The 26,673-nt window shown below is 62.6% G+C and carries 21 protein-coding genes and 6 pseudogenes; 10 read left to right on the plus strand and 17 right to left on the minus strand.

Translation table 11 applies throughout. From position 1 onward, the window contains the following. Window positions 1–14: 14 nt before the first annotated feature. Window positions 15–422 (minus strand): annotated as a pseudogene (locus tag ACFQJD_RS08350) (FAD-dependent oxidoreductase); the annotation flags it as partial. Here ACFQJD_RS08350 and glpK point away from each other — a divergent pair. Both glpK and ACFQJD_RS08360 read left to right on the plus strand, forming a co-directional pair. Then, window positions 400–1,877, plus strand: a pseudogene (glpK, locus tag ACFQJD_RS08355) (glycerol kinase GlpK). The pseudogenes ACFQJD_RS08350 and glpK sit on opposite strands and share 23 nt — an antisense overlap. A gap of 67 nt (window positions 1,878–1,944) precedes the next feature. Further along, a complete protein-coding gene (locus ACFQJD_RS08360) occupies window positions 1,945–2,610 on the plus strand; it encodes a phosphoglycolate phosphatase (protein ID WP_379797493.1) in 666 nt (221 codons plus the stop codon). A 24-nt stretch (window positions 2,611–2,634) separates the two neighbouring features. On the opposite strand, the gene cutA is transcribed toward ACFQJD_RS08360, so the two are convergent. Together cutA and ACFQJD_RS08370 are read right to left on the minus strand one after the other, a co-directional pair. Continuing rightward, the gene (gene cutA, locus ACFQJD_RS08365; protein WP_379797495.1) at window positions 2,635–2,943 is read right to left on the minus strand and encodes a divalent-cation tolerance protein CutA; all 309 of its coding nucleotides are present in this window, start codon (window positions 2,941–2,943) and stop codon (window positions 2,635–2,637) included. After that, entirely contained in the window at window positions 2,943–3,131 is a 189-nt protein-coding gene (locus ACFQJD_RS08370; protein ID WP_379797498.1) for an HEWD family protein, read from the minus strand. The genes cutA and ACFQJD_RS08370 overlap by 1 nt, the downstream gene beginning before the upstream one ends. Window positions 3,132–3,243: 112 nt before the next feature. Here ACFQJD_RS08370 and ACFQJD_RS08375 point away from each other — a divergent pair, with 112 nt between their 5' ends. Beyond that, entirely contained in the window at window positions 3,244–3,798 is a 555-nt protein-coding gene (locus tag ACFQJD_RS08375) for a class I SAM-dependent methyltransferase (protein ID WP_379797500.1), read from the plus strand. A gap of 1 nt (window position 3,799) precedes the next feature. Here ACFQJD_RS08375 and ACFQJD_RS08380 read toward each other — a convergent pair whose 3' ends face one another. Then, window positions 3,800–4,756, minus strand: a complete 957-nt coding sequence (locus ACFQJD_RS08380) for a DUF368 domain-containing protein (RefSeq protein WP_379797502.1) — start codon at window positions 4,754–4,756, stop codon at window positions 3,800–3,802. A 4-nt stretch (window positions 4,757–4,760) separates the two neighbouring features. Further along, window positions 4,761–7,966: pseudogene (locus tag ACFQJD_RS08385) on the minus strand (oligosaccharyl transferase, archaeosortase A system-associated). A gap of 108 nt (window positions 7,967–8,074) precedes the next feature. Between ACFQJD_RS08385 and aglG the strand changes: the two are divergent. Genes aglG through ACFQJD_RS08400 form a run of 3 tightly spaced genes read left to right on the plus strand, consistent with a single transcriptional unit; the run spans window position 8,075 to window position 10,607 of the window. Next, window positions 8,075–9,016, plus strand: a complete 942-nt coding sequence (gene aglG / locus ACFQJD_RS08390) for a glucosyl-dolichyl phosphate glucuronosyltransferase (RefSeq protein WP_379797504.1) — start codon at window positions 8,075–8,077, stop codon at window positions 9,014–9,016. Further along, entirely contained in the window at window positions 9,013–10,179 is a 1,167-nt protein-coding gene (locus ACFQJD_RS08395) for a hypothetical protein (RefSeq protein ID WP_379797506.1), read from the plus strand. Before aglG ends, ACFQJD_RS08395 begins: the two co-directional genes overlap by 4 nt. Further along, complete coding sequence (locus ACFQJD_RS08400; RefSeq protein ID WP_379797508.1) at window positions 10,176–10,607, plus strand: hypothetical protein; 432 nt, start codon at window positions 10,176–10,178, stop codon at window positions 10,605–10,607. Before ACFQJD_RS08395 ends, ACFQJD_RS08400 begins: the two co-directional genes overlap by 4 nt. Here the strand turns inward: ACFQJD_RS08400 and ACFQJD_RS08405 are convergent, their stop codons facing one another. Next, window positions 10,608–11,519: a hypothetical protein gene (locus ACFQJD_RS08405; RefSeq protein ID WP_379797510.1), complete on the minus strand. Its 912-nt coding sequence runs from the start codon at window positions 11,517–11,519 to the stop codon at window positions 10,608–10,610. Between the two features lie 90 nt (window positions 11,520–11,609). Here ACFQJD_RS08405 and ACFQJD_RS08410 point away from each other — a divergent pair, with 90 nt between their 5' ends. Next, window positions 11,610–12,671, plus strand: coding sequence for an NAD-dependent epimerase/dehydratase family protein (locus ACFQJD_RS08410; protein WP_379797512.1), 1,062 nt, complete (start codon window positions 11,610–11,612; stop codon window positions 12,669–12,671). Here the strand turns inward: ACFQJD_RS08410 and ACFQJD_RS08415 are convergent. The 4 genes and pseudogenes from ACFQJD_RS08415 to ACFQJD_RS08430 all read right to left on the minus strand — a co-directional run bounded on the left by ACFQJD_RS08415 (window position 12,666) and on the right by ACFQJD_RS08430 (window position 16,625). Further along, window positions 12,666–13,610 (minus strand): glycosyltransferase family protein, encoded by a 945-nt coding sequence (locus ACFQJD_RS08415; RefSeq protein WP_379797517.1) that lies wholly within the window; start codon window positions 13,608–13,610, stop codon window positions 12,666–12,668. The two genes, ACFQJD_RS08410 and ACFQJD_RS08415, sit on opposite strands and share 6 nt — an antisense overlap. Further along, window positions 13,603–14,570, minus strand: a pseudogene (locus tag ACFQJD_RS08420) (NAD-dependent epimerase/dehydratase family protein). Before ACFQJD_RS08420 ends, ACFQJD_RS08415 begins: the two are co-directional and overlap by 8 nt. After that, window positions 14,567–15,571: a sugar phosphate nucleotidyltransferase gene (locus ACFQJD_RS08425; protein ID WP_379797520.1), complete on the minus strand. Its 1,005-nt coding sequence runs from the start codon at window positions 15,569–15,571 to the stop codon at window positions 14,567–14,569. The pseudogene ACFQJD_RS08420 and the gene ACFQJD_RS08425 overlap by 4 nt, the downstream one beginning before the upstream one ends. Before the next feature lie 205 nt (window positions 15,572–15,776). After that, window positions 15,777–16,625, minus strand: a complete 849-nt coding sequence (locus tag ACFQJD_RS08430; RefSeq protein ID WP_379797522.1) for an LpxD N-terminal domain-containing protein — start codon at window positions 16,623–16,625, stop codon at window positions 15,777–15,779. A 345-nt stretch (window positions 16,626–16,970) separates the two neighbouring features. Between ACFQJD_RS08430 and ACFQJD_RS08435 the strand changes: the two genes are divergently transcribed. The 3 genes from ACFQJD_RS08435 to ACFQJD_RS08445 all read left to right on the plus strand — a co-directional run bounded on the left by ACFQJD_RS08435 (window position 16,971) and on the right by ACFQJD_RS08445 (window position 19,087). Continuing rightward, a complete protein-coding gene (locus ACFQJD_RS08435) occupies window positions 16,971–17,498 on the plus strand; it encodes a hypothetical protein (RefSeq protein ID WP_379797524.1) in 528 nt (175 codons plus the stop codon). Further along, complete coding sequence (locus ACFQJD_RS08440) at window positions 17,498–17,815, plus strand: hypothetical protein (protein WP_379797526.1); 318 nt, start codon at window positions 17,498–17,500, stop codon at window positions 17,813–17,815. Before ACFQJD_RS08435 ends, ACFQJD_RS08440 begins: the two co-directional genes overlap by 1 nt. Window positions 17,816–18,109: 294 nt before the next feature. Then, a complete protein-coding gene (locus tag ACFQJD_RS08445) occupies window positions 18,110–19,087 on the plus strand; it encodes a methionyl-tRNA formyltransferase (protein ID WP_379800457.1) in 978 nt (325 codons plus the stop codon). On the opposite strand, the gene ACFQJD_RS08450 is transcribed toward ACFQJD_RS08445, so the two are convergent. The 7 genes and pseudogenes from ACFQJD_RS08450 to ACFQJD_RS08480 all read right to left on the minus strand — a co-directional run bounded on the left by ACFQJD_RS08450 (window position 19,065) and on the right by ACFQJD_RS08480 (window position 26,574). Further along, window positions 19,065–19,760 (minus strand): PIG-L deacetylase family protein, encoded by a 696-nt coding sequence (locus tag ACFQJD_RS08450; RefSeq protein WP_379797528.1) that lies wholly within the window; start codon window positions 19,758–19,760, stop codon window positions 19,065–19,067. The genes ACFQJD_RS08445 and ACFQJD_RS08450 overlap by 23 nt on opposite strands. 64 nt (window positions 19,761–19,824) lie before the next feature. Continuing rightward, window positions 19,825–20,931 (minus strand): N-acetylneuraminate synthase family protein, encoded by a 1,107-nt coding sequence (locus ACFQJD_RS08455; RefSeq protein ID WP_379797530.1) that lies wholly within the window; start codon window positions 20,929–20,931, stop codon window positions 19,825–19,827. Then, window positions 20,932–21,683 (minus strand): annotated as a pseudogene (locus tag ACFQJD_RS08460) (cytidylyltransferase domain-containing protein). Window positions 21,684–21,783: 100 nt separating this feature from the next. Next, a complete protein-coding gene (locus ACFQJD_RS08465; protein WP_379797532.1) occupies window positions 21,784–22,971 on the minus strand; it encodes a DegT/DnrJ/EryC1/StrS family aminotransferase in 1,188 nt (395 codons plus the stop codon). Next, window positions 22,968–23,914: pseudogene (locus tag ACFQJD_RS08470) on the minus strand (dTDP-glucose 4,6-dehydratase). Before ACFQJD_RS08470 ends, ACFQJD_RS08465 begins: the two are co-directional and overlap by 4 nt. Further along, a complete protein-coding gene (locus ACFQJD_RS08475; protein ID WP_379797534.1) occupies window positions 23,907–24,935 on the minus strand; it encodes an SDR family NAD(P)-dependent oxidoreductase in 1,029 nt (342 codons plus the stop codon). Before ACFQJD_RS08475 ends, ACFQJD_RS08470 begins: the two are co-directional and overlap by 8 nt. A 166-nt stretch (window positions 24,936–25,101) precedes the next feature. Further along, entirely contained in the window at window positions 25,102–26,574 is a 1,473-nt protein-coding gene (locus ACFQJD_RS08480; protein ID WP_379797536.1) for a flippase, read from the minus strand. Window positions 26,575–26,673 lie beyond the last annotated feature (99 nt).

Raw genomic sequence — 26,673 nt, forward strand, 5'->3', positions numbered from 1 at the left:
CCGCGCGTTTCTCGTCGAAGTAGTCCGGGTCGTCGGCGTCGAGTTGGACGAAGTACCCCCGTCTCGCGGACGCACGCGCCGGCGATGGACCGGAGGATTCGGTTCTCCGCGAGGCACTCGGTCGCGCCCTCGGGGTCGGTCTCGGCGTAGCGCGCCCCGCTGTGGAGGAGGCCGTGCGAGCGACCCGTGGTCCCGCCGGCGAGCCCCGACCGTTCGACCAGCGTCACGTCTACGCCGCGCAGGGCGAGGTCGCGGGCCACGCCGACTCCCGTCGCCCCGCCGCCGATGACGAGCACGTCCGTCGAGCGAACCATGGCGGCGCTTCGGACGACGGTCCCTTTACCGCGTCGGTCACGGAGGCCACGAAGCTTTACGACCGAGCGCCCGAAGTCGAAGGGGATGACGGCGTACGTCGGGGCCATCGACCAGGGGACGACCGGGACGCGGTTCGTCGTCTTCGACGAGGCGGGCCGGGCCGTCGCCAGCGCCTACGAGACACACGAGCAACGGTACCCGCGGCCGGGGTGGGTCGAACACGACCCCGAGGAGCTGTGGACGAACACGCGCGCCGTCGTCGGGCGCGCTCTCGACGCAGCGGAGATCGATCCCGGACGGCTGTCGGCCATCGGCCTCACGAACCAGCGCGAGACGACGGTGCTCTGGGAGACCGAGACGGGAACGCCGGTGTCGAACGCCATCGTCTGGCAGGACCGCCGGACCACCGAGCGGATCGAACGCCTCGAAGCCGAGGGGAAGTCGGCGTGGATCCGCGAGACGACCGGGCTCGAACCCGACGCCTACTTCTCGGCGTCGAAACTGGAGTGGCTCCTCGACGACGCCGCGGTCCGCGAACGCGCCGAACGCGGCGACCTCTCCTTTGGGACCGTCGATTCGTGGCTGCTGGCGAACCTCACGGGCGACCACGCGACGGACGTGACCAACGCCTCGCGAACGATGCTGTTCGACGTCCACGACCTGGCGTGGGACGACGCGCTCCTCGCGGAGTTCGACGTGCCGCGGGCCGTCCTCCCGACGGTCCGCCCCTCCGTCGACCCCGACGGCTACGGGACGACCGACCCCGACGTCGTCGGCGCGGAGATCCCCGTCACGGCCGTCATCGGCGACCAGCAGGCGTCGCTGTTCGGCCACGCCTGCTTCGACGCCGGCGACGCCAAGAACACCTACGGGACGGGGTCGTTCGTCCTCGTCAACACCGGCACCGACGCCGTCGCGAGCGACCACGGTCTGCTCACCACCGTCGCCTTCCAGCGCGCCGGCGACCCCGCCCGGTACGCGCTGGAGGGGTCGATCTTCGTCACCGGCGCGGCCGTCGAGTGGCTCGCCGACGTGAATCTCGTCGCCGACCCCGAGGAGACGGACCGCCTCGCCCGCTCGGTCGACTCGACCGACGGCGTCTACTTCGTCCCGGCGTTCTCCGGCCTCGGCGCGCCCCACTGGAACCAGCGCGCCCGGGGAACGCTCGTCGGACTCACCCGGGGACGCGCCGCGAACACGTCGTCCGCGCGACGCTCGAAGCCGTCGCCTTCCGCACGCGGGAGGTGCTCGACGCGATGGCGGCCGACTGCGGCCGCGACGTCACCGGCCTCCGCGTCGACGGCGGCGCGGCCCGCAACGACGCGCTCTGTGGGATACAGGCGGACGCCCTCGGCGTGCCCGTCCGTCGGTCGGCACAGACCGAGACGACGGCGCTCGGCGCGGCCTTCGCCGCCGGACTCGGAGCCGGCGTCTGGGAGAGCGAGGCCGACCTCCGGGAGACGTGGCGCGCGGATCGGGTGTTCGACCCCGACCCCGATCCGTCGCTCCGGTTCGACCGCTGGCGGGAAGCCGTCGACCGGTCGCTCGACTGGGCCGAGTGAGAACCGACCGAGCGCGGGCCGACTCGCGAACGCGACGATATTTCCCTCCCCGCCGCCAACGACCGATATGACCGCTCCGCTCGTGCTCGACATCGACGGGACGTTGACGACGCCCGCGGGCGCAGTCGACCCGCGGGCCTTCGAACTGCTCCGATCGTGGGACGCGCCGATCGTCCTCGCCACGGGGAAGGCGTTCCCCTACCCGGTCGCGCTCTGTCACTTCCTCGGCATCCCCGAGCGGGTCGTCGCCGAGAACGGCGGCGTCGTCTACGCCGAGGACGCCGTCACGCTCACGACGGACGGCGACCGGCCGAAGGTGGCCGCGGCGGCGTTCGTCGACCGCGGCGGGGACCTGGGATGGGGCGAGTCCGACACGGTCAACCGCTGGCGGGAGACGGAAGTCGCCTGCCACCTCGATGCCGACGAGCGGTTGCTGCGCGAGGTGGCCGCCGAGTACGATCTCGACGTGATCGACACGGGCTACGCCTTCCACCTGAAAAACCCCGGCGTCGAGAAGGGCGACGGCGTCGAGGCGGTGGCGGAGACGCTCGGCGTCGACCCCGAGTCGTTCGCCGCCGTCGGCGACAGCGAGAACGACGCCTCGACGTTCGACGTCGTCGGGCGGTCGTTCGCGGTGGCCAACGCCGACGCGACGGCCAAGTCCGCGGCGGACGTCGTCACCGACGGGTCGTACATGGACGGAACGATCGAGGCGCTCGAAACGCTGGCCTGACGCGCCCGGCGTTCGCTCGACCGCTCACTCGTCGTCGACGGCCGCGGCACGCCACTCGGCGAAGGGCGCGGCGACGGCCGTCTCGTCCAGCCGTTCGATGCAGGGGACGTCGTGCGGGTGGAGGTCGGACAGGCGGGCCTCGAGAGCGTCGTAGCCGGCGTCCGTCGTCTTCACGAACAGGATCGCTTCGTCGTCGTCGTGGACCGCGCCGTCCCAGCGATAGGTCGACTCGCAGGGGACGCGGTTGACGCAGGCGGCGAGGCGCTCCTCGACGAGCGTTCGAGCGATATCGGCGGCCGCCTCCGGCGGGGCCGTGACGTACGCCGTCGGCATTACCGGTTTTCGAACGGGACGAAGTCGCCGTTGATGTCCCACTCGTGGATGCAGTAGACGTCGCCGGCTTCCCGGTCGCCGGCCTCGTCGCGCGCGATCTTCCACGCACTCGCCTCCTCGTCCCAGATTTCCGTTCGGCCGCACCGCTCGCAGACCCGTTCGGTCGGTTTCCGAAGTTGTACCGGCATAGTCGCGTGAGGGCGATGCAGGACTATTATAGTAGCGCTTGCGGGTGGTCCGTTCGCACGCTGGGCCGGCGTCGACGGGGGATTTTTCTCGGGGCACGCCGACTCCAGTCACATGGGGTTTCACACGTTCGACAGCGACCGTGCGCACGTCCTCGAAGACGAGGCGCGCTACCGCTACTGTTCCTGTGAGGAGCTGTACGCCCTCGTCGCCCCGCACGAGGAGATGGTTCTCGCCGATCTGGGGAGCGGCACGGGGTTTTTCACCGACGACTTCGCCCCCCACGTCGCGACGACGTACGCCGTGGACGTCCAGGAAGCGATGCACGCCCACTACCGCGAGAAAGGGGTCCCCGAGTCGGTCGAACTCGTCGAGGCGGACGTCTCGGCGCTCCCGTTCGCGGACGACGAACTCGACGCCGCGTTCTCGACGATGACCTATCACGAGTTCGCGAGCGACGAGTCGCTGACCGAACTCGCTCGGGTCGTCCGCCCCGGCGGCCGCCTCGTCACCGTGGACTGGTCCGCCGACGGCCCCGGCGAGGAGGGTCCCGCTCCCGACGAACGCTACGACCTGGGTCACGCGGTGTCGTCGCTCGCCGACCACGGCTTCGAGATCGCGCGGGCCGAGAGCCGGACCGAGACGTTCGTCTGCGTCGCCCGGCGCTGACTCAGTACTGGACTCCGGCGGTGTGGCGTTCGAGGACGAAGACGGCGGCGGCACCGACGACGCCCGCGACGGCGAACGCGACGATCACCTCCGTCGTCCACGCTCGCCCGTCCGCGGCGAGTTCCGCGCCGACTTTCACTACGGGCGCGCGGAGCGCGCCGACGACGAGGCTCACGAGGAACGCGAGCGTCGCCTCGCGGTAGCGCCGGAGGGCCCACCGGACGGCGTGGGCGATCGTGAACAGGCCGACGAACGCGCCGCCGACGAACGCGCCGACGGTGATCCCGGGCCCGACGACGGCCGCGACGTCGCCGCCGCCGAACAGCCCAACCACGCCGTCGATGAAGGCGTGCAGGCTGTCGACCATGTGTTCGTACTGGCCGAGAACGACGAGCAACAGCGACCCCGAGATGCCGGGGAGTATCATCGCGCTGATGGCGACGGCTCCGGCGAAGACGGTGACGGGGAGGCTGGCTGCGAGCGCCGTTCCGGCCTGTCCGGAGGCGGCGAACGCCAGCGCGAAGCCGGCGAGTGCCGCCCCGATCCGCCCGGCCGTGTCGACCGACACGTCCCTGGCGAGGACGACGGCGGAAGCGGCGATGAGGCCGAAGAAGAAGCCGTACGTCGCCACCGGATACTGGTCGATGCCGACGGCGAGGACCCGCGTCAGGACGACGACGGCGGTGAGGATGCCCGTCACGAGCGTCAGCAGAAAGCGGCCGTCCATCTCCGCGAAAGCCAGGCGTGCGTCTGCTCGACGCCCGGGGAGGACGCCCGCGAAGACGTGGTGAACGCGGGAGACGGAGACGGCGGTGACGGCGGCGATGAGCCGCTCGTAGATGCCCGTGATGAGGGCGATCGTACCGCCGGAGACGCCGGGGACGGAGTCGGCCGCGCCCATGCAGACGCCCTTGAGGTAGACGACGAGCCAGCTGGTGCGGCGAGAGTCGTCGGACATCCGGCTACGCCGGCGTCGCGGGGCGTGCGTCGGTAGCCATCCGCTCGACGCTCGCGTCGGGGGAGACGGCCGCTCCCGAGTCGCTCTGCGAGCGGTCACCCGTCGCCGCTCCCGGGACGGGGCGAAGCGCCGACGAGTTCGACGCGTTCTGTGACGAGGTGTTCCCGACGTTCATGCTCTCGAACGGCGATGTCTCCTCCAGTTGGACCTCCTTGGGGTCGGCGACGTCGCCGTTGACGCGCCCCTCGCTGACGGTGACGTTGGAGGCGAACTTCACGAGCGATCCGTTGGAGACCGAGAGACTCGACTCGATGTAGTACGGGCCGGTCGCGCGGACGCTCACGTTCGTGTAGCCGTTCTCCGGGCCGTACTGGTCGTAGCCCGTCGTCGAGTACGGGAGCGTCATCGACCACTCGCCGTTCTCGTCGCTCATCGTCGTCTGCTGATAGGTGAACGTCTCGTTCTGTGCCGGGACGCGCATCTCGACCGTCGCGCGGACGCTCGAGTTCGGCGCGACGCCGCCACCGGTGACCGTCGCACCGGGCACGCGCTCGAACGTCTTCACCCAGGCCGGCGAGTGGAGCGTCTGCGACGTCGGCGGGACGCCCGTCGTGTAGAACGTCCGCCGGTTCGCCCGCTGGTACTGGGTGGACGCGTTGGCCGACGACTCGCTCATCTTCACGAGGCGGTAGTGTTCCAGTGCCGGCACCCGTTCGCTCGGATACGGGCCGACGCCACCGATCTGGGACGTGGAGTCGTTCTGGACGTACGCTCTGGCCTCGCTCACGTTGTTCATCTGTTTGACCATCGACTCGTTGCCCTGGGGAGCGGCGCGGACGGTCACCGTCCGTCCGTTCCTGAGTTCGACGGTTCGTTGCTCCCAGTCGGCGACGATCGGCTGGGGCTGCATCGCGCTCCCGTGGTACTGGTAGAGCCGAATCATGAGGCTCTCGTAATACCGCTGGGATTTCACCATCGTGTTCGCGCGCAGGTCCGAGGAGTAGACCGGTCGGAAGAAGTCGCGCTGGCTGACGTTCCCCTCGTCGTACCAGACGATCGGTGCGCCGAACTTCGAGTTCGGCGACGTCATCTGCCAGTCGACCATGACGTACCGGGTCTGGTTGCCCTCGGTGCTCTGTCGCTGGAGGACCTCGCTGGCCTGCGTCTCGTTGGGTGCGAGGAGGAAGTTCGCCGCCTCCGCGGCCCCCTGCTGGAACGGATTGGCGTTCGGGATGCGGTGGCCGCGGACCGTAATCCAGTGGCCGTAGTCCCACCACGACATGACGCCGTACGCGCCCTGGGGGTAGTCGTAGTCGCCGTCGCCCGGCTTGCTGTATTTCCCGTAGTACGGAAGTTCGTTGTTCGCACCGCCGAGCGTCCCCGGTTCCGGCGTGTTCGACTCCAGCCACTGGAGCGAGCCGTCCCACTGGGTGACCGGGCCCGGCGACGTCTGATTGGCTGCCTGCCACGCCGGCGTGCTCCTGTCGGCGGCGGCGTTGCCGGTGTCCCGGATCTGCATCGGGACGAGCAACGTCGGCGCGATGACGAGCAACATCACCGCGACGATGGCGAGCACCTGATACCCTCGAGGTCGGTGACCGCCGAGAACGAGGGGACGCTCACGTCGAGGTAGTCGACGATCGAGTAGATGAGGTAGGCGTTCATCACCGCGACGGTGGGGCCGAGGTAGTAGTTGAACCGGACCTGCGTGAACGCGGCGGAGACGATGAACGCCGCCCAGACGATCACGAGCAGTTTCTCCGCCTCGTAGCGCACCTGTACCACCGCGCCGAGGAGGACGAGCGCGACGAGTGCGAGGCCGACGATCTCGGAAACCGTGCCGAACGCGCCGGCGATGGAGCCGAAGACGCCCGGCACGGCATAGAGGAGACCGACGAGCAACAGCGAGCCGACCGTGTAGCCGAGCTTTCGCGACTCGCCGTCCCGGACGAGCGGCTTGGCGAGCAGCCAGATGGCCGCCAGCACGCCCGTAAAGAGCGTGAAGCCGTAGTCCGAGATGATGAGGTTCACGCGCGTCAGCTGAAGGCGCTGGAGCGTGTCCGGCGCGAGGTAGGGCTGTGCCTCCGCGATGGTGCGCGTCTCGGCACCGGCGCTGAATCCTATGGTTCGGAGGAGGTTGTGGGCGACGGTGTTGAACATCGACGGCAACAATACGGCGAGGCCGCCGAGGCCGACAGCGATGAGGCCGACGATGGCGACCGGATAGAATCGCCGGTCGGCGTTCTGCTCGTCCCACTGGCGCGCGAGAAACGCCATGAACGCGGCCCCGGCGGCGACGAGCAGCGGGACGACGACCTGCAACAGCGAGAAGTCGGTCGCCCCGAACCCGAGCCTGTCCAGCGGAATCAGCATCAGTACCGTCGTGACGACCATCGACACGACGCCGACGAACGCGACGGGTTCGGGCGATCCGCCCGTGACGTAGTCGCTCGACAGCTGGTAGACGAGGTAGACGCCGAAGACGCCGACGAGCAGGACGCCCGGCGGCCACGCCCACATGTAGAGGGCGACGGCGACGCCGGCGACGACGCTCCACGTCAGCGGGTCGCGAACCGCCTCGAGGTCGCGGTCGGCGACGAGCTCCCAGACGGGTTTCTCGCGTTCGGCGACGGACAGAGCGACCATCAGCGCGAGGACGGCAAAGAGCTGGAAGAACGGCTCGGCGACGTTGTGGTCGGCAAAGCCAACGAGTCCGCGCTGGAGGAACTCGCCCGGCAGGAGCATCAGGATGGCCGCGCTGAACAGGCCGCCGACGCGGTTGCTCAGGCGCTTGCCCACCAGATAGACCGGCACGGCGGTCAGCGCCCCGAAGACGGCCGGGGCGACCAGCAACGTCTTCGCGATCAGGTCGCCGGAGGGGCTTCCGAACCCGACGACGAGGGCGGCCGTCGCGATCAACTGGTCGTAGATGGTCCCGAACTGGCCGGCGTTCGTCCCGAACGGGAAGTAGGTCCACGGATCGAACGGCATCGTAAAGGGCCAGTGACGGACCGTGTAGTTCACTTGACGGAGGTGATACCACGCGTCGTTCCCCGAGAAGTACACGGCCCCGTCGACGGTGAACGCGTCGAACCGCTGGAGGCGGAAGACGAGCATCACCGCTACGAACGCCGCGAGGACGGGGACGTGATACCAGTCGTAGAAGATATCGACGACGGAGGACGACTCTGGTCTCTGCTCGTCGCTCATCGCCCAAACCGAATCCCAAAACGAGCATAAACCTTGCCATCTACGCACGTCTGCCGCCGTCGAACGCAACGAAAACGCTTATTCGGGTCTCACTGGTACATCCGCGCGATGAAGGTCTCTGTCGTCGTCTGTACGTATTCTCTGGACCGGTACGAAGTCTTCACGGAGACCGTCGAGAGCGTCCTCGAACAGACCTACGACCCGCTCGAAGTCGTCGTCGTCGTCGACGGCAACGAGGCCGTCTGCCAGTGCGTCGAGAACGACTTCGGCGACGAGGAGAACGTCGTCGTCCACTGCAACGACGAGAACCGCGGCATCTCCTACAGCCGGACCAAGGGGGCGGAGATCGCCTCCGGCGACGTCGTCGCCATGATCGACGACGATGCCACCGCCGAACCCGACTGGATCGAACGGCTCGTGCAAACGTACGAGGAGACCGACGCCGTCGCCGTCGGCGGTAAAGTCGAACCCGACTGGCAGGTCGAGAAACCCGACTTCTTCCCCGAGGAGTTCTACTGGCTGGTCGGCTGTGACGAACGCGGCTTCGGCGAGCACGGCGAGGAACTCCGCAACACCTACGGCTCCAACATCTCCTACGAGCGCGACGTCTTCCTCTCGGTCGGCGGCTACGACGAGAACACGGGGCGGAAAGGCGACAGGCACATCCAGGCCCACGAAGCGCCCGTCTGCGTCCGCATCGAGAAGGAGTACGGCAAGGGCGTCGTCTACAACACGAACGCCGTCGTCCACCACAAACTGTTCGACTACCGCGCCGATCCGTTCTGGCTGATCTCCCGGTCGTTCTGGCAGGGCTACTCCAAGCGCATCATGGATCTCATCCTGCCCGAGGCGAAAGACGACAAAAACGAATATCTGAAGCAGTTGATGTTCGGATTCGTCCCGGAGCGAGTGACGGGCCTGATTCGGGAGCCGTCGCTGCCGAAACTGGAGCAGCTGGTGATGATCTTCGTCTTTACGGGCGCGGTGGGGTTAGGGTATCTGTACGGGCTGGCGACGCCGGATTTGGTAGAGGAATCGAACCACAGATGACGCTCGAGGACGACCTGCTTGCCGTCGCGTCGCGACTTGGCTTCGCTCAACCTCTCCTCTCGGCGTACGCTACGGTGAGCGGCGACCTTCACGTTCCCGACGTCGACGACCGAATCCGCGAGTTCACGCTCGCAGACCAGACGTGTCGGGGCGAAATCCTCGTTCCACTGATTCCAGGCTACGCCTCCTGGGCGTATCGGGCTTGCATCATCGCGCACGCCTTCAGGACCCGTGGATATCGGCCGATTCTTCTCGTCGATGCGGGGGATTTCGACATCTCGCCCGCGGCGACAGTTGACGAGACGTACGCCAAGTCCGTCGAACTGAGCCGCTTCTACCAGCGGAAGATACCCCACCTGTTCGGGATGGAGACGCTCTCTGTCGGCGACGCACTTCCATCGTCGTGGTCGTTGCCCGAGGGTAATATTCTCGACGACGCCGGCTGCTATCGGGGTCTCGACCTCGAACGATACGCGATTTCTTCGACTCGAAAGTACCTCAAGCGGTACACTCTCGACCAGTCCGACGCATCCGTTTCGGACACCTTCGATGCCTTCCTCCGAAGCAGCATCCGACTGGCTGACGCGTGTCACCACCTCGTCGAGACGCGGGACGTCGAGGCGGTCATCGTCAACGAGCCTGCGTACGTGCAGGGCGGTATCCCCGCCGACACGGCCCACGAACACGACGTTCCGGGATACAGTCAGATGCTCGGCTATCGAGACGAGTCGATCCTGTTCGGTCGCGTCGAGAACCGGTCGACACAGCCACAGTTCACGGACCGGGAAGTCGTGGGATCAGCGCTCTCGACGCCTCTCGGCGCGGAAGAACGCGATGAAATCGACCGTATCATGGAGGGTCGAAAGACCGGTGATACGAGTGCGATTCAGTATTCCTCGGGAACGAATCGCTCCGTGGACGTATCCGACGACAAACTACTGGTCGGGATGTTCACGAATCTCCTCTGGGATGCATCGCTGATCCCGGACGAAGCGCCATACCCCAACGTTTACGACTGGGTCGACGACACCATCGAGGGCTTCAGGGAGTTAGACGGTGCTCACCTCGTGGTGAAACTCCACCCGGCAGAGGCGAAGTTCGGCACCGAAGAGAGCCTCGGAGAGTGGCAGAGAATACCTACGAGAGACTGCCACCGAACGTGACCGTGCTCCCGCCATCGACGGACGTCGACACGTACGAACTCGTGGACCAGCTCGACGTCGGCATCGTCTACACGTCGACCGTAGGACTGGAGATGGCGTACGAGGGACTCCCGGTCGTCGTGGGTGGGGATACCCATTATCGCGGATGCGGATTCACTACCGACCCCGTCGACCCCGAGGAGTATCGGGCGACTCTCAGAAACCTCGACGCTCTCGAAGCGTCCCCCGAGACTGTGCAGCGTGCGCGCCGATACGCGCACTTGCTGTTCGTTCGAAAACACGTGGCGTTTCCCTATTTCACGACCGAAGGGGCGCAGTCGTACCAACTCCGCCCCGTCGACCACGACGAACTCACGCCCGGGAACGATCTCTGGGACCACATCGTCGAGTCGATACTGAACCGAGAGCCGATCCTCTCCACCCAGTGATTAGCGGTAGCCGAGGTCGCGGAGGCGTTCTTCGACCCCGTCGTCGGTGAGGGCGACTTCGTCGGCAGTAGATGCTGGTTCGTACTCGCCCGTGTCGGTTGCAGAGGTGACGATCCACGGTACCTCTCTGAGGGTTCGCCTCGTTCGCAGTCGCGGGTGTCCGTAGATACCGTGTTCGCCGAAACCGTTGCCGTGGTCCGCCGTGACGACGACGGTCTCCGCGTCGACGTTCCTGAGCAACACTTCCACGCTGTCGAGGACGTGCCGGAGGTTGTCGACGTAGGCGTTCCAGACGCGTTCCCGACTCACGTCGCCCGCTTCGAGACGGTCCCAGACCGAGTCGATCCAGACGTTGGTCTCGGGATCGACTGCCGATCCGAGGTCCGGGTCTGTAAGCGAAGGGAAGTGGGGCTGCATGTAGTGGGCGATCGTTCGATCGTAGTCGTCGTTACGGCACGCACGAACGGTGGCATCAGTGATGGCGTCAGGCGGGATCGTCCCCCGATCGGTGTCCCACTCGTAGCGCCAGACTTCGTCGAGGAGGGCGAAGTCGCCGTCGTGGAGATAATCGTTCGAGAAGGGATTCCCCGTGACGTACGCCGTCCGTGCCAATTCGTTCTGGTACCGGTCGCGGAAGTTGGTCGCGATGAACTCCCGGGACGAACTCGACTTCATGAACGTCGTCTCGAAGGTTTCGAGGAAGTCGTACTCGTCGAAGACGATTCGAGCCGCGTCCGCACGACAGGCGTCGAGGACGACGAGTAGATCCCACTGCTCCTCCAAAATCTCGGTTCCGATAGCGTCGAAGACGGCGTCCGCGAACCGCTCTCTCACCGTCGTGAGTGGTCGACTCGCGAAGACGCTCGCTTTCCAGACCTCGTCCTTGACTATCTCGATTGCGTCGCGACTCATCTATCGTATCGAGTCGTGAGCACCCTCGAAAACCTTTTGAATACCAGCGAAGGGCGGTAACTAAGTAATCGGTGACGAGAGAGAGCAACGATGCCTGACCGAATCCTCGTAACCGGTGGGGCCGGGTTCGTGGGAAGCCACGTAGCCGAGTTCTACGCCGAACGCGGCACCGATGTGACCGTCGTCGACAACCTCAGCAGGGCAGACACGCTCGATACAGCGGACGAAGCCCGCGCAACCGGAGCGTACAACTGGAACTATCTGCAGTCCGAATATCCCGACGTCGACCTCGTCGAAGGAGACGTTCGTGACGCGGCGTTCGTAGAGGACGTCGTCGCCGGTCACGACGGTGTCGTCCACACGGCCGGGCAGGTCGCCGTCACGGCGTCGCTGTCCGATCCCCGGACCGACTTCGAGGTGAACGCCGAGGGCACGTTCAACGTCCTCGAAGGCGCACGGAAGGCCGATTCCGATCCGGCCGTCGTCTTCGCGTCGACGAACAAGGTGTACGGCGACAACGTCAACGAGATCCCCATCCGCGACGAGGGCGATCGGTACTGGTACGACGACCCCGACTTCGAGGCCGGCGTCCCCGAATCGCTCTCTATCGATCAGTGTGAACACACCCCGTATGGCGTCTCGAAACTCGCTGCCGATCTCTACGTCCAGGACTACGCCGAACGGAACGAAATCGACGCCGCCGCCTTCCGGATGAGCTGTATCTACGGTCCCCGACAGTTCGGGAACGAAGACCAAGGCTGGGTGGCACATTTCATCCTGAGCACGCTTCGAGACGAGGGCTTGACCATCTTCGGGGACGGCAAGCAGGTTCGTGACGTCCTCTACGTGGAAGACCTCGTCCGGGCGTACGACGCGTTCCTCTCGGACCCGGAAGGAAAGTCGACCGTCTACAACGTCGGTGGTGGTGTCGACCGCACGACGAGCCTGCTCGAACTCCTCGACCTGCTCGAAGACCAGACGGGCAAGCGGACGGATATCACGTTCGACGAGTGGCGTGAAGGCGACCAGAAAGTCTACGTCTCAGACGTACACCGCGCGAAACACGAGCTCGACTGGGAGCCTCGAATATCCCTCTCGGAGGGGGTGTCTCGCTACCTCTCCTGGCACGAGGACTGTGAGGCCGGATTATAGGTGCGAGACGAGCGTCCGAACCCGCTCGTCGTAGCTGTGTTCTTCCCGGACCGTCTCGGCGTACGACCGGAACCGTTCGAGGTGCTGGTCGGGATTCTCCAGAACGTCCGTGGTGAGTTCGAGCGTCTCCTCGCGCGACGAGGTCTGGTAGGGGAACTCGAAGCCCAAGACGTCCTCGACCGTCGGATGCGATTCGAGGATGAACGGCGTGCCCGAAGCTAACGTCTCGAAGACGCGGTTGTTTACCATCCCCCACCGTCGCTGCCCCTCTTTCGTGAGGCCGAACGTGACGAGCTTCGTGTTGTACCAGAGGTTCAACTGCGTCGGCGTGACGAAATGCGAGACCCATTCGAAATCGTCGCGATCGCCGTAGGGACCGAGCACCGGCTCGGATTTCGATCGGTCTTTGTGGTACCGACTCCCCGCGTAGCCAAGCCCCGAGCGCTCGACGCCGAGTGGCTCGAACGCCTGCGTGCCGAGGGGCAGATAAACGGTGTCGAATCCGCGCTGAGAGGCCTCTTTCTTACACCGCTCCGAAAGGCAGAGGATGACGTCCGGTTCCACGGAAACCTCGTCGAGATAGAAATCGAGGTACTCGGCGGGTTCGTCGTCCTTGGGGCCGAACGACCACCACCAGTAGCAGTTGACGTCGCCCGGTTCCGGGTTGAACGTCGCCTTGTAACCGCCACAAGAGACGACGACCTTCCCCAGTTCGGGGTCACCCACGTCGCGCAGATAGTCGGCGAACGCGCGGCCGAACTGGCGGATTATCATCATATCACCGAGGCCTTGCCCGTGGAACTGGATGACCGTCTCGGGGCCACGGAAGTCGAAGACGTTCTCGCCGGGCACCTGCTTCCCGCGCCACGCGTCGAAGCCGGTTCGCAGGTCCTGTAACTTCCCGACGACGTCGGCGACGGAGACGTCCGGACTACGCATCGACCTCCGCCTCGTGGAAGTGCGCGATCGTCCGGTCGAGTCCAGTTTCGAGCGACGTCGTCGGGTTCCAATCGAGTAGTTCGCGGGTGTGTGAGAGGTCCGGTTGTCTGCGTTGTGGGTCGTCTTCCGGAAGCGCTTCGTGGACGACGTCGATGTTCCGGTCGACCAGGTCGGCGACGACCTCGGCCAGTCGATTGATCGTTATCTCGTTCGTGTGACCCAGATTCACGACTTCGCCGGCCAGTCCCGATCGGTCCATCATTCGACGAAGGCCCCGAATCAAGTCGTCGATGTACATGAAACTCCGCGTCTGCGTGCCGTCGCCGTAGACGGTCAGATCGGCACCGTCGAGCGCCTGTCGGACGAACGTCGGCACGACACGGCCGTCGTCGGGTCGCATCCGCGGCCCGTACGTGTTGAAGATGCGGACGGTTCGGACGTCGACATCGCGTTTTCCCTCGTAGAGCGAACAGAGCGTCTCGCCGAACCGCTTGGATTCGTCGTAGCACGCCCGTTCCCCGCGGAAGTTTACGTTACCGTTGTAATCGAGGGGTTGAGGATGTACGTCGGGGTTTCCGTACACCTCGCTCGTACTCGCGTAGACGACGCAGCACCGACGTCCGCGGCGAATTCGAGCACGTTTCGTGTTCCGAACCCGTTGGTCTCCAGAATCTCCATCGGGTAATCGTCGAAATCGACGGGCGAAGCACGGGAGGCGAGGTGGTAGATCCGACGGACGTCCGGCGGCGACACGCCGACCCGTTCGAGTTGGGGTATCACGTCGTTGCGAACGTCCCCCCGAAGGAACGTGAACTCCGTCCGATCCTCGAACTGAGTGACGTTCTCGTGCCGACCGCTCCCGAGGTTGTCCAGACAGACCACGGACCGGCCCTCGTCGAGAAGCGCCTCACAGAGATGCGAACCGATAAATCCCGCACCGCCGGTGACGACTGTCGTCACAGGTGAACCTCACTGGAATCACCCACGTTCAGGTGGGTCGGCGTCCCGACGACAGAAGAGTTGTTCCCGACGATGGTCTCCGACAGGTTGACCGCACTGAGATCCGAATCACCGCCGATGATGCCGTTCTCGACGCGACTGTCTTCGATGCGAGCGCCGTCGTCGATACTGACGTAGGGCCCCACGACGCTCCGGAGGATTTCGACGTCCTCACCGATATCGACCGGAGGGATGACGACGCTCGTATCCGTTGGTGTCTCGGTCGGCTCCGCCGTGCGTTCGAGGAGGACGCGGTTGGCCTCCAATAGCGTCGACGGCCGGCCACAGTCGTACCAGTCTTCTACCTCGAACATCCCGAATTCGGCCCCCTGTTCGATCATGCGCTGGAGGGCGTCGGTCAGCTGGTACTCGTCGCCCGCACCCCGGACGTCGTTCTCGATGAGATAGGTGAGTGCGTCGAACAGCCCGCTCGTGTCCTCGATGAAGTAGATGCCGCTGATAGCGAGGTTTGAAGCGGGCTGCTCCGGTTTCTCGACGAGTTCGACGATGCGGTTGCCCTCGACGGTGACGACGCCGTAGTTCGACGGCTCTTCGACGACCTTGACGCCGATGCTCCCGTCGACGTCGCCAAGGCGTTCGTGTTCGACGAGGAAGTCGCCGTAGTCGCCGTCGAAGAGCATGTCACCGAGGACGATGCAGATGGGATCGTCGCTCACGAGATCGCGAGTCTGGTAGATACAGTGACCGAGCCCTTCGGTCTGATTCTGCTCGGCGAACGAGAGATCGAGGCGGTCGCCGTAGTTCTCCCGTGCGTAGTCGATGACGTGGTCTTTCATCACGCCAACGACTACGACGGCTTCGTCGATTGGACTCTCCACGAGCCCGTCGAGAATGTGCCCGAGAATCGGCTTACCCGCGACCCGAACCATCGGTTTCGGCTTCGTGTGGGTCTGGGGGTAGAGACGCGTCCCCTGGCCCGCCGCGGGGATGACTGCCTTCATACTCGGGAGCAACGGGCGACTCTACAAAACCCTTGTCGTATTACGGAGTCGACGGGGTACTGATCCTGCTGATCAGCGTGCCTGAAAGGCGACAAGGGGGTTGGGCGATATTCACGCTGGTTCTGCGTTGCGTGACCGTACGACGCCGGGAGACGGTGGCTCTCTCCGGCGGTCCCATCGGATGCCAAAGTGGAGATGGGTCTCGTTAATCGACGGGTTGAGCCGGCGTCCCCACGACAGTCGTGTCCGGTTCGACGTCGTCGAGGACGCCCGAATTCATCGCGACCACCGCCCGATCGCCGATAGACGTACGCATCGAGACGGCGGCGTTAGGATGGATCCTGACGTTGGAGCCGACGTCCACCGCACCCGAAATGCCGACGCCGTAGGCTAACCAACAATGTTCGCCAACAGTGACCCGGTGTGCAATATGAACGAGATTATCCAACTTCGTTCCGGCCCCGATAATGGTGTCGCCGAAGAAGGACCGGTCTATCGAGCAGTTTGAACCGATTTCGACGTCGTCTTCGATGACGACTCCGCCTTTGTGTATTTGTTTGTAATACGGTCCGGGCTCGTCCCGAACGTAGCCGAATCCTTCACCACCGATTGAGGTACCGGCCTGTATCCGACAACGGTCTCCGACCGTTACATTGTCGCCGATGAAGGTGTGAGGACCGATAATGCATCCGTTGCCGACCGTAGCACCGTCTTCCACGACGGCAGTCGAATGTACGATGCTCTCAGTCACCTCTGCGATAAAGAGTTCGTCGACGAGTTTCCAGAACGTGATTTTTGGATTTTCGACTTTGATCAGCGTTTTATCGGCTACGTCCGGTTTGTCGGGGTCAGTAATGATCACAGACGCAGAAGAATTAGAAAGATATTCCACGTCGTCGTACGCGCAGAACGTCAAATCTCCCTCGTCCGCCCGGTCAAGAGAGTTGATATTTGTAACGAGCCGATTTTTCCCACAATGTTCGCCGGAGACGTATTGGGCGAGAAACTCCGAGTCGTAACTTACCTCCGACTTTTGGATAGGCTCATACGCCATATCCAATTATGCCAATTCCATCCCAAATAAGTGTCGTGGTGGGTTCCAAGATAGTGTATCCGCGATTCATTCCAAAACAATAGATAGAATTTAGATTCGTCAGCCATGTGGTTCACCTTCCTGTTCATCGGAAAAGGCCGAACCAGTCGGATTATATCTACCTCGAACGAACTGACGTTCGTGCACCTGACGATACGAGCAGATGGAGGGTCGGATATCGGGTACGGTCACCTCGTGCGGACGACCGCGCTCGCGAGGGAAGCACACTCTCGCGGACACACCGTAACCTACGCGACGACGACGCCGTCCGCAGTCAGGGATGTCTGCTCTGTCCCCATCGAAACGGTGACACTCCCTGTACGGGACGATCCGAGCCCATTCGTCGACTGGATACGCCGGACGAACCCCGACGTGGCCTACACCGACGCCTATCCCGTCGACACGAACTACCAGTGTGCGGTCCGGGAGCAGATCCCGCTCGTCGTAGCACAGGACGACGCCCGACATACGATCTGTGCTGACGCGTTCGTGAACGGGAATCTGTACGCAAACGAACTCACGTACGACTACGTCGAACCTGAACCAGTGTGGCATCTCGGACCAGAATACCTCCTCTTACGGGACGAGGTGGCACGCCTCGCCAAGGAGACGCCACCGTGGCGCGAGACGGTTTCGGAGGTGCTCATTACAATGGGCGGAAGCGATATTCGCGGGATGACACCGACGGCGATGTGTGCGCTTGACGGACTGGAGGCGAACCTGACTGTCGTCATTGGACCAGGGTTCTCGAACGGCAATGAGATTCGACGGATGGCTTCCGATGTCGAAATCTGCTGTTCTGTCGTCGAAACCCCGCCGAATTTGCTGAATTGATGTTCGATGCCGACTTGGCAATAACCGCGTGCGGAAGCACGGTTTACGAATTACTCGCTCTCGGAACACCGGCGGTCGCCGTCGTTCAGGCAGCGAACCAGCGTCATATTGCGAGCGTACTCAACGACAAGAACCTCGCGACGGTTCTCCCATTTGACACCTCCGTCGCCGACATTCGAGCGGCAGTGTTCGATTTACTTGATAACCCGGTCCAGCGACGGCGATACCGGGAAAACGGACAGAATATAGTCCCCGCAACCGGCAGTAAAAACGTTTGTGACGTCGTTATTTCGACTTCCGAGCAATCATTTTTATAACCACTCCTCCCCCCGTCAACATATGCGAACCATCATCATCGGGAATCGCGCTTTCGCGCGACACGTGCTCTCGTTCTGTCTTGACACTGGCTGGAACGTCGTCGGAACGGTGATGCCCGCGGACGAGATGGCCCGACAACAGGCGAATTACACCTCGGTTCACGATCTCATTTCAGGTGTGGACTGTGAACTGATCAAGACGACGGATATCAACGATGAGGAGACCGTGAGTCGAATAGCCGCGCTTGACCCTGATGTGTGTCTCTGTGCTGGATGGGGGCAGATAATTGACGAATACGTACTCGAACTCCCGGAAAGAGGATTTTTGGCTTCCACTCAAGTCGATTGCCGGAAGGCCGTGGTGGTGCACCAGTCAACTGGAGTCTCATCCATGGTGCGTCTGATATTTGGCTTTCGTTTTTCCACTACACGCCGAAAGTTGACGCGGGAGCAGTCGTCGCCCAGCGTTCCATCCCGGTCGAATCGCGAGATGATGTCGGGACGATTTTCGATACACTCGCGGTTGCTGCCCGAGATATCCTTGACGAAGTCCGCCCCTCACTCGAACTGGACAGTGTGGATGCAACCCCTCAAGACATGTCAGCGGCGACATATCGCCCCCGTCGCCAACCACAGGATGGCCTCATCGACTGGACACGATCTCCCAGCGCACAGTTCGATTGGGTTCGAGCCCAGACACAACCTTACCCAGGTGCGTATACGTTCTATGATGGTGACCGACTCCGAATCTGGGAAGGGGAGTGTGTGCGCGTCGACAACGCCGACGGTCGGTCTGGTGAAGTTCTTTCTATCACCGATAAGGGTGGAATCGACGTTGTCTCCGGTGACGGTGTGTTCCGAATCGAACGGCTCCAACTAGACCGCGCCCCGGCCCAGTGGGCGGACGTGTATGCCGTCGAAAGTGGACTCACTGTGGGTAGTCGGTTTGGGCGTCATCACGCGCCACCGGACTGGACATATACAGGAATCCGAGGGCCCGACGGAGGGTTGTCGTTCGATACCAATCTCGAAGTGGGAGAGGTTGGCGGGATGACCCTGTTATGTCACGTCAGTGAGCGCCGTGATCTCGAGGTATCAGTGACATTTGATAACAAAACTCTACTTGAAGAGGCGGTAACATTGGACGACACCTACGAAGAGACAGTTACATATGTCGGATCGACGCCTGGAACGTACATGATTGAAGTGACCTACGCTGTCGATAACACCCAAACGGATACGCGGTATCTCAAAGTATTCGTTCACGAGTAACGTCGAATGGAACGAAGCAATTCGAATGGTTCTGCGGCGTCGACGCCGCTCTTTGCCCCCAGACTGCTGCATTGTCGCGAACCGTCTCGGTCGTACGTGGGTGGGGCGACGCTCGTAGTTCGTTCTCGTACTTGGTGAGGGCCGCTATTTTCCGGTCGAGATGATTGCTCACGTCCACGAACATCGTCGGTTGAAATGCGTTGTCTGACGCAGGAGTCGACCACTCACTGGCCGACAATGTCTCGAATGCAAGCACCTGTTCGATATTCGAACTTTGAAGTGGTCGAGTTGCGGTGACCGTCGCTTGACACGCTAATTCATGGTCGACGTTTAGATCGCCGTAGTGATGAGTGTACACGATGTCTGGGTCGCATCTCTTGATTTCTTTTTCGATAGTCTGGACGATGTCGAGTAATGGAACAGTGTCGAACCTATTGTCGGGGAAGCCATAGAAGTTCACGGTGGCACCGAGAGCGTCGCATGCTTGACGAGCGTTTCCCCGACGATCCTCGATTTCCTCCGTCGCAGCATTCGTGTCGTCGTATCGAGACGTAACACCGTCAGAGAGAATACAGATGTGAACGTCCTCTCCCTCTTCGGCGTGACGGGCGAGGGTTCCACCGACTCCGAGAACCTCGTCATCGGGATGTGCGACGATACACAGTACGGTCATACGATATCTACCGAAGACGAGGGATAAAATCTGACGGTCCGCTCACCCAGTATCTGTGACTAGTTTAATTCTCCACGTCGTCCCAAGTAATCCCGGAATCTTTTGGAATTTGCCGTTCTGCGACTTTCCCCAGCAGTTCGTCGTAGAACTTCGGGTGTAGACCATTTGTCTGCCGACCAGATCGGAGTACACCGACGTTGTCCTCAGTAAGTGTGTCGCCTGCTTCGATATCAGTTGTTGCGTGAACGCGTCGACGGGCGAGATCGTGTAACTTCTCTTCGACGTTCAAGACGTATTTGTCGGCGGTACCGAGGGCCGTCTCAGTGTTGCGGATAGCCGTTACCATATCATCGAGTTGATCCGGTTCGAGAGCAAATTGGTGGTCTGGGCCCTCCATAGACTTGTCGAGTGTAAAATGCTTCTCGACGACACTCGCTCCCAGCGACACAGCCGCTGTGGGAGCAGTAACCGGGTCAAGCGTGTGGTCAGAAAGCCCCGTCAGAACGCCGAATTCCTCGCGAAGTGTCTCGATGACCCGTACATTGATATCCTCAAGCGGGGCTGGATACGCGGCAACGCACTGTAACAGTACGAGGTCTGTGACGTCCTCGTTGTCGAGAACATCAACCGACTCTGCAATTTCATTGAGTTCGTGTGCCCCGGTCGACATGAGGATCGGCTTGTCCGTCTCCGCTAGATATCGAAGGAACGGATGGTGGCTGCTGGTGTACGATGCCACTTTCCACGCAGGGACGTATTCAGCTAGTTCGTCCGCCGAACGTTCGTCAAACGGTGTTGACATGAAGTAGATTTCTTGATTGCGACAGTATTCGTGGAGTTTTGGAATCCACTCGTAGGGCATCTCCAGAGATTCGAGGAGGTCGTAAATCGTTCCGTCGTCAAGATATTCGACGCTTCCACTGTCCTCGACGTACATATCCGTCGCCCTGAACGTCTGGAACTTCACCGCGTCGGCTCCGGCCGCTACTGCGACGTCGATGAGCTCCTTCGCCGTCTCCAGGTCGCCGTTGTGGTTTGACCCGGCCTCCGCGATAACGAACGTCGGCTCGTCGGGACCGATAGATCGGTCACCGATTTGGAACGCGTCCATGGCTGAATCTGGGTGGATGCCAAAGAAAAACCCTCTCACTGGCATCCATTCGTCGAACACTTATCCGACGGATTTCTGTTCGACGTCTGCGTTCAACTCGTCCAGTCCCGCTTCGTCGACGTACCGAATCGCTTCGCGGATGGGTAAGACGCCGTCAAACGGGAGATTTTCGTAAATTGTTCTGAGCAGTTCGTAGTCGTCAGCTTCATCAAGCGTCAGTCGAAGGCTGGTCCGGTTTTGCAGCCACGGCTCGCCAAAGACGTCACTCGACGACACGTTCACAAGGTCGAACTGGTCGTCATGTTGGTGGTAGTACGGGGTGACGTGTTCGAGTTGTGCGGACGTCGTCGCTCTTTCGTGGACGCGTTCGAAACCCGCGTAAGTGAACGCTTCCACATCGAGCCCGCGGGGAAAAGTCCGGTCGAGAGTGTTCGAGGCGTAGTCGGCATCAGCATCAACCAGACATCGCACCACAGTATCAACGGTTTCGGGGTCGAGGAGCGGACAGTCGGCGGTGATGCGAACAACTACGTCCGCATCGGCTGCCGTCGCCCCTTCGAACATTCGATCGAGAACGTTCGTCTCGCTGCCACGCGAGACGGTCGCCCCAGCGCGATCACCGTAGCGGGCGACGATGTCGTCCGCTTTTTTGTGGACGTCGCAACGACAACTTCGTCCACCGTTTCGGCTGCACTCGCCCGGCGGATGTCGTGTGTGAGTACGTGGTCACCGGCCAATGGTAGCATCACTTTTCCGGGAAGCCGAGTCGACCCCATTCGTGCCTGAATTACCACGACCACCTTCTCGTCCATTGGCGGGCGTTTCGGGATGACGTCGATAAACAGTTTCGGTACCACCGACTGCTCAACAAGAGGCTCTCCGTCGCGAACAGTGCGTCGAGTTCCGATGTCGTTACGAGCGGAAGTAGCTATGAATCTGCCGCACCGCCCGAATCACGCCCTCCACGTCCGCCGTGGACATCTCGGGGAACAGCGGGAGACTTACCAATCCTTCGTAAACCCGCTCAGTCTCGGGATACATCCCACGCTCGTAGCCGTACTCCCGCTGGAAGAACGGGTGGTAGTGCAACGGAACGTAGTGGACCTGCACGCCGACGTTCTCCGCGTGCATCGCGTTCACGAACTCCCGACGACTACAACCGAACCCGTCCCGGATTTCGACGGCGTAGAGGTGGTACATCGGGTCGCCGTCCTCACACGTAGGCGGCGTCCGAAGCCCCGGAATCTCCGCGAACGCCTCGTCGTAGCGGGCGATAATCTCGTCGCGGCGGCGTTTGAACTCGTCGAGTCGGTCGAGTTGCGCGAGGCCGAGCGCGGCCTGCATGTCGGTGAGGTTGTAGTTGTAGCCGACGCCGTCGACGACCTGGTACCACGGTTCGTCCTCGTGGCCGGGGACGTCGTACTGCATGTCGAACGTCCGCAGGTCGCGGACGCGTTCGGCGAGTTCGGCGTCGTCAGTGACGACCATCCCGCCCTCGGCAGTGGTGATGTTCTTGACGGGGTGGAAACTGAAGACGCTCAGGTCGGGTTGCGCGCCGAGTGGCTCACCTTGCCAGCGTCCGCCGAGGGCGTGACAGGCGTCCCAGATCAGCGTCAGGTCGTGTTCGTCGGCGATATCGAGAAACGCCTCGATGTCGGCGGGATAGCCCGCGTAATGCATCGGGACGATGCCGGCCGTCTCGGGGGTGATTCGCTCTCTGACGGCGTCGGGGTCGAGCGTCCGCGTCTCCGGATTCACGTCGGCGAAAACGGGAGTCGCGCCGGCGTACGTCGCGGTGTGAGCCGTCGAGACGAACGTCAACGGCGTCGTGACGACTTCGTCGCCGGGGCCGAATCCGGCCGCGAGACCGGCGAGGTGAAGGGCGGCCGTCCCGGACGTGACGGCGACGGCGTGGTCGACGCCGACGAACTCGGCGACGCGTTCCTCGAACCGTTCGACGGTCGGCCCTCGCGTGATGTAGTCGCCGGCGAGCGCCTCGACGACCGCTTCCTTTTCAGCGTCGGTGATGCTCTGGCTCCCGTAGCCGAGAACTTCCTCGCGAATCGGATCGCCGCCGTATTTCGCCGGCCGGTCGGTCATCGCTGGCGTTCCCGCATCCACGCCCGCAGCCGGTCGACGCCCTCTTCCAGCGACACCTCTGGCGTCCATCCCAGCAGTTCCTCGGCCTTACTCGGATCACAGCGGAGTCGCTGGACTTCGCTCTGTGGGTGGTGGTGTTCGACGTGTTCGACGTCGGTGCCGTCGGTGGCGACGAGGTCGGCGAGGTCGTTGATGGAGATATCCTCGCCAGTGCCGGCGTTGACGACTTCGCCCACGGCGTCGTCGCTGAACGTCCCGTCGACGATGAATCGGGCGCAGTCGGTCGCGTAGAGGAGGTCTCGGGTCTGTGTCCCGTCGCCGAATATCTTCAGCGTCTCGTCGTTCAGATCCCGGTCGACGAAAATCGAGACGACGCCGCCGGCCATCCCCGTCTTCTGGTACGGGCCGTAGGTGTTGAACGGTCGGAGGATGGTCACGGGTAGGTCGTAGCCGTGATAGTACGACTCGGCCATGTTCTCGCCGGCGAGTTTCGATCCGGCGTACGGCGACGCGGGCTTGACGGGTGGTCTTCGTCGATGCCCTCACCGGCGTCGAGCATGTCGTACACCATGCAGGTGCCGACGAGGCCGAGACGCGTCCCCCGTTTCCGGCACGCTTCGAGGACGTTCTGGGTGCCGACGACGTTCGCCTCGAAGTGGTCCATCGGCGCGTCGAGGCTCTCCTGGACGTCGATTTCGGCCGCGAGGTGGATGCAGGCGTCCACGTCGTCGTCGAACACGGCGGCGACGGCTTCGGGGTCACAGACGTCGCCCTCGGCGAGCGAGAATCGGTCGTCGTCCTCGAAGGCGGCGACGTTCTCGCGACTGCCGTTCGAGAAGTCGTCGAGACCGCGGACGGTTACCCCTCTGTCGAGCAGTTCCGCGACGACCCAGCGCCCGATGAACCCCGCGGCACCGGTGACGACGACGGTACGTTCACTCATTGGAAGGGACTTCCATCTCCCGCTTAAGAATCGCTACGATTTCGTCTTTCGACAGCGTCTCGGCGTCTCCGGACGACCGAACGATGTCGTCGGCGGAGTCGAATCGGTCGAGGCCCTCGTAGTGGAGGTAGCCGTCGCGCTCGCTCGTCTCCGGCGGAATCGCGTAGTAGTCGTCGCTCTCGTAGGCCCGCTGTGCCTCGCGCTCGGTCATCAGTTCCTCGTCGAGGGTTTCACCCAGACGCTTGCCGATGATCTCGATCTCGACGTCGTCCGGATCGTGGCCGTAAATCGGTGCGAGCCACTCGATCATCGCCGTGGCGAGGTCCTCGATGCGGATCGCCGGCATCTTTCGAACGAACACCTCGCCGCCTCGCGTGAACTCGACGGCACTCAACACCAGCTCCGCGAGGGCGTCGAACGACAGGAAGAACCTCGTCATGCGCCGGTCGGTCAACTTGACCGGGCCGCCGTCCCGAATCTGCTTGTGAAAGAGGGGGATAACGGACTGCGACGAGTTGAGAACGTTGCCGAAGCGGACGGACGCGAGGGACAGGTCGACGTCGCCGCGATACTTGTTTCCGGCCGTGATGAGCTTCTCCCCGAGGAGCTTCGTCGTCCCCATCGTGTTCGCGGGGTCGACGGCTTTGTCGCTACTGGTGAACACCACGCGCTCGACTTCGGCGTCGATGGCCGTGTCGATGACGTTCTGGAGGCCCATCACGTTGGTCTTGACCGCCTCGAAGGGGTTGTACTCCGAGATGTCGACGTGTTTCATCGCCGCCGTGTGCAGGACGATGTCGACGTCTTGCATCGCCCGAGCGAGCCGGTCCTTGTCGCGGACGTCGCCCGCGAGGAAGCGACACCGGTCGTCGTCGAACTCGACGCGGAGATCGGCGAGCGCCGGTTCGCTGTTGTCGAAGAGGCGAATCACGTTCGGGTCGTGGTCGAGGAGATGACGCGTCAACACGCGACCGACGGAACCGGCACCGCCCGTAATCAGCACGTTCTTGTCGTCGAACATTCCTTGACGCAACGATTTAGTGGCGATTGAATTAGGAATGTCGGATTGAGTATCCGGGATTCACGCCGAACACGAATTCGGACAGAGCATATGTACGTGGCGATTTCATCGCATGAGGCGCTTCGTGAGCGATTTTATCCACCCAAGGTCGATGCCGTACGCGTCCTCAAAGTCCTGTACCAGTCGGACTTCCTCCTGTTCGATGGCCCCGAATCGAACGACGATGACGAAGTAGAGTATCAGATAGGCAGCCATCATCGTACCGAGGACGAGAACGTTCGTCGGAAGGAATTCGGTGACGAGAGTGTAGATGATAGCCATCGCTACGGCGGCGGCGACGAACGGCCGCATCAGGGCACCAGTTATTGGCTGAATTCCAGTTGCGGTACATTTGGACCGTGTAGAGTCCGTTCATCACGGTATACGAGATCGTGGTCGCAACCGCTGCACCAAGGACGCCGTACTGTGGAATGAGCCAGAGGTTCAGAACGACGTTCAGGAGAGCCCCTGCGACGTGGTCGTACGCAACTTCGCGCGTTCTACCGATGGCCGTCAGGACGACGCTATTCGGCCCGATGAATCCGTCGAGGAAGAAGCCCACTGCCAGCACGGAGAGGGCCGTCGCACCAGCGACGTACTTCGCTCCGAACGTGAGGCTGATGACCCGTTCCGGGAATAGAAATACCACGATAAACAGGGGGAGCGTCCCGATGACTATCCACTTGGTTACGACCTGATAGACGCGCCTCATCCGTTCGCCCTGTTCATCACTGTCGAGTTCGGAAAAGACAGGGATGAGAATGAACGTCGCCGACGAGAGGCCAATTTGGAGCAGTTGGGCAATCGGGTACGCGACCCGATAGATACCGACATCACTCGGCGTTCTCTCGATTCCGAGGATGATAGTATCGACATCTGCGAGAATCCGTGCCATAATCGCGGTCAGAACTAACGGAATTGAAAAACGCAGAAGTTCGGTGTACATCGGCTTCACGTCGGCGTCGGCGATCAGCGACGTGTTCTTGACGACGTAGTACGTGCCCACTGCGCCTGCGATGACGAACGAGAGCGCGTAACCGTACGTCGCCCCGACGACGCCGCCGCCGAAGGCGACCGCTACGAGTGCCAGCGTCACTCGTGTTCCGGGTAGCGTTACGCTCTCGACGATTGACTTATGGAGCGCTTGCTTCGTACCCTGCATCGCTCCAATCGACAGGTGGACAACTGCCGCAAACGGGATGGCGAGACCGAAGATACGGAGAATTGGTGCAATTTCTGGTGACTGGAAGACTGCGGTAGCGAGCCAGTCTGCTCCGAACGCCGTCGCCATACCGACTAGTACGGCGATCGGCACCGCGACACGATAGGCCGTGATGAGGACGCTACGCCGACGCCCAGCGTCCTCGTATCGTGGGAGGTATCGACCGATAGCGGAGTCAAGCCCGAGGACGACGAACTGAGAGACCATTCCGACGATAGAGAATCCGAGCATCAACGCACCGTATTCCCCGGACTCGAAGATGTTCGCGAGTACTGCCGCGCCGACGAACGAGATACCCAATTCGAACATCCGGCCGACGAAGACGAAGGTCCCTTCCTTGGCTACAACGCGGAACAGCGACCCGGAGTCGTCGGCCATCCCTCGAGCCGAGGGCCACTGGCGGATAAAGTGTTGTGAAATAGACTGGCGCGAACGGTACGCTTACGGCCCGAACCCTTCGTGACACGGAACTCCGTC

Source organism: Haloplanus sp. GCM10025708, from assembly GCF_042663985.1.
Lineage (GTDB): Archaea > Halobacteriota > Halobacteria > Halobacteriales > Haloferacaceae > Salinirarus > Salinirarus marinus.